Here is a 2,400-nt window from a genome sequence, read left to right on the forward strand (position 1 = left end):
CGAGCGCCAGGATGGGGTTGCGCATGGCGTGTCTCCTGCTGGGGTCCTGCCTCAAGCAACAGCCCGGCGCGCGGCGGGTTCGCCCCTTGCAGGGCCGGGCGGCGCATCGCAGCATCGCGCGCATGAGCCTCGCTTCCCCCACCCTGGCCGAGACCATCCGCCTGCGCCTGGCCGAGGACATCCATGCCGGCCTGCTGCCGCCGGGCGCCGAGATCGACGAGAGCGCCCTGGCCGAGCGCTTCGGCGCCTCCCGCACCCCGGTCCGCGAGGCGCTGCGCGAGCTGGCGGCGCAGGGGCTGGTGGAGATCGTGCCGCGGCGCGGCGCGCGGGTCGCCCGCGTCACGCTGGAACAGCTGGGCGAGCTGTTCGAGCTGCTGGCCGAGACCGAGGCGATGTGCGCCCGCTTCGCCACCTGGCGGATGACGGCCACCGAGCGCTTCGCGCTGCAACGCCTGCAGGCCGAGTTCACACCGCGCCCGGAAGAGGCGCCGGGCGCGCTGGAGGCCTATGACAGCTACAATCGCCGCTTCCACGAGCTGATCTATCGCGGCACGCACAATGGCATGCTGGCGGCGCATGCGGCGGCGCTGCGCCAGCGCCTCGCCCCGTATCGCCGCGCGCAATACCGGGGCGACCGGCGCATCGAGCAATCCCATGCCGAGCACCAGGCGGTGCTGGACCGCATGCTGCGCGGCGCGGGGGAGGAGGCGGCGCAGCTGATGCGGGCGCACATGCTCTCGGCCAGCGCGGCGCTGGCGCGGCTGGTGCAGGGCGGCTTCGCGCCCGAGCCGGAGAGGTGATCGTGGTTCTGCATACAAAACCCTGATCCATTCGCCGCTCCGCATATTTTTCATTCCCGCAGGCCGCATCCTGCGCTCTACTGGCGCAAGACGGCGGCCCGCCCGCCCCGCACGGGACCGCCACCAGAGAGGGAGAACGCCCATGGCCCTGTCCATCACCCTCGGCGCGCGCAGCTGGGTCGAGCGGCTGTGGTCCGGCATCGCCGATCGCGGCCGCCCCTATGCCGATGTGCCGACCGCGGCGACGCCGCCGCTGGACCGCGCCCGGCTGCTGGCCCAGGCGCTGCTCTCCGAGCGCGGCGAGGCCTCGGGCGCCGCCGTGGCGCGCGAGCTGCTGCAGGTGCTGGGCGAGCTGCCGGCCGGCGACCGCGCCGCCTTCCGCCACTTCCTGGCCAGCGACTTCGCCCCCGACACGGCCAAGCTGCGCGCCGCCGCCGAGGCCTATCTGGCCGAGGCCTCGCCCGAGCGCGCCATGGCGCTGTTCGAATGCGCCGAGCCGCCGCGCCAGGAGCTGCTGCGGCGGATGAACATGGCGCCCGGCGGCACCGCCGCGCTGGTCGCGCTGCGCACCGAGCTGCTCTCCACCCTGAAGCGCGACGCCAGCCTGAAGCCGCTCGACACCGATCTGCGGCACCTCTTCACCTCCTGGTTCAACCGCGGCTTCCTGGAGCTCCGGCGCATCGACTGGGACACGCCGGCGGCGATCCTGGAGAAGCTGATCCGCTACGAGGCGGTGCATGAGATCGAGGGCTGGGAGGATCTGCGCCGCCGCCTGGCGCCCGACCGCCGCTGCTTCGGCTTCTTCCACCGCGCCCTGCCGGGCGAGCCGCTGATCTTCGTCGAGGTGGCGCTGGTCCGCGGCCTGGCCTCGGCGGTGCAGCCGCTGCTGGCGCGCTCCGCCGACCCGGCGCCCATGCCCGAGCCCGGCTTCGACACGGCGATCTTCTATTCCATTTCCAACTGCCAGGAGGGGCTGCGCGGCATCTCCTTCGGCAATTTCCTGATCAAGCAGGTGGTGGAGGAGCTGAAGGCCGAGCTGCCGGGGCTGACGCAATTCTCCACCCTCTCCCCGGTGCCGGGCTTCCGCCGCTGGCTGAAGCGCAAGCTGGACCGCGACGGCAACGCCCTGACGCCGGAGGAGCGCGGCGCGCTGTCCGCCCTGCTGCCGGCGCCGCAGGAGGAGAGCGCCGAGGCCGGGGCGCCGCACGCCGGCGCGCTGGTCGAGGGGGTGGCCACGGGCGAATGGTGGCGCGACAGGAAGCGCGAGGCGGCGCTGCGTCCCCCGCTGCTGCGGCTGGTCGCCGAATACCTGACCCGGCCGAACAGCGGCATGGGGGCGATCGACCCCGTGGCGCGCTTCCACCTCGGCAATGGCGCGCAGCTGGAGCGGATCAACTGGCTGGGCAACACCGCGCCGCGCGGGATGGAGGAATCCTTCGGCGTGATGGTGAACTACCTCTACGACCCGGAGCGGATCGAGGCGAACCACGAGGCCTTCACCCGCTCCGGCAGCATCGCCCGCTCGGCGGCGGTGGAGGCGATGCTGGCGCAGCCGCGCCTGCCGGCGCCGGCGGCCGCCTCCGGGCGCACCCTGCTGCCG

Annotated in this window: 2 protein-coding genes; both read left to right on the forward strand. The window is 73.6% G+C overall.

All coding sequences use genetic code 11. The features are described 5' to 3' along the window. Window positions 1–122: 122 nt before the first annotated feature. A complete protein-coding gene (locus HMPREF0731_RS20130; protein ID WP_040614208.1) occupies window positions 123–800 on the forward strand; it encodes a GntR family transcriptional regulator in 678 nt (225 codons plus the stop codon). Between the two features lie 142 nt (window positions 801–942). Next, a partial coding sequence (locus tag HMPREF0731_RS20135; RefSeq protein ID WP_007006063.1) for a malonyl-CoA decarboxylase occupies window positions 943–2,400 on the forward strand: 1,458 nt, incomplete at its 3' end.

The sequence above is a fragment of the Pseudoroseomonas cervicalis ATCC 49957 genome (assembly GCF_000164635.1).
GTDB lineage: Bacteria > Pseudomonadota > Alphaproteobacteria > Acetobacterales > Acetobacteraceae > Pseudoroseomonas > Pseudoroseomonas cervicalis.

Excerpts from the sequence above, each read along its gene's own strand:
- HMPREF0731_RS20130 (WP_040614208.1), top strand. The coding sequence starts at position 123 with ATGAGCCTCGCTTCCCCCACCCTGGCCGAGACCATCCGCCTGCGCCTG.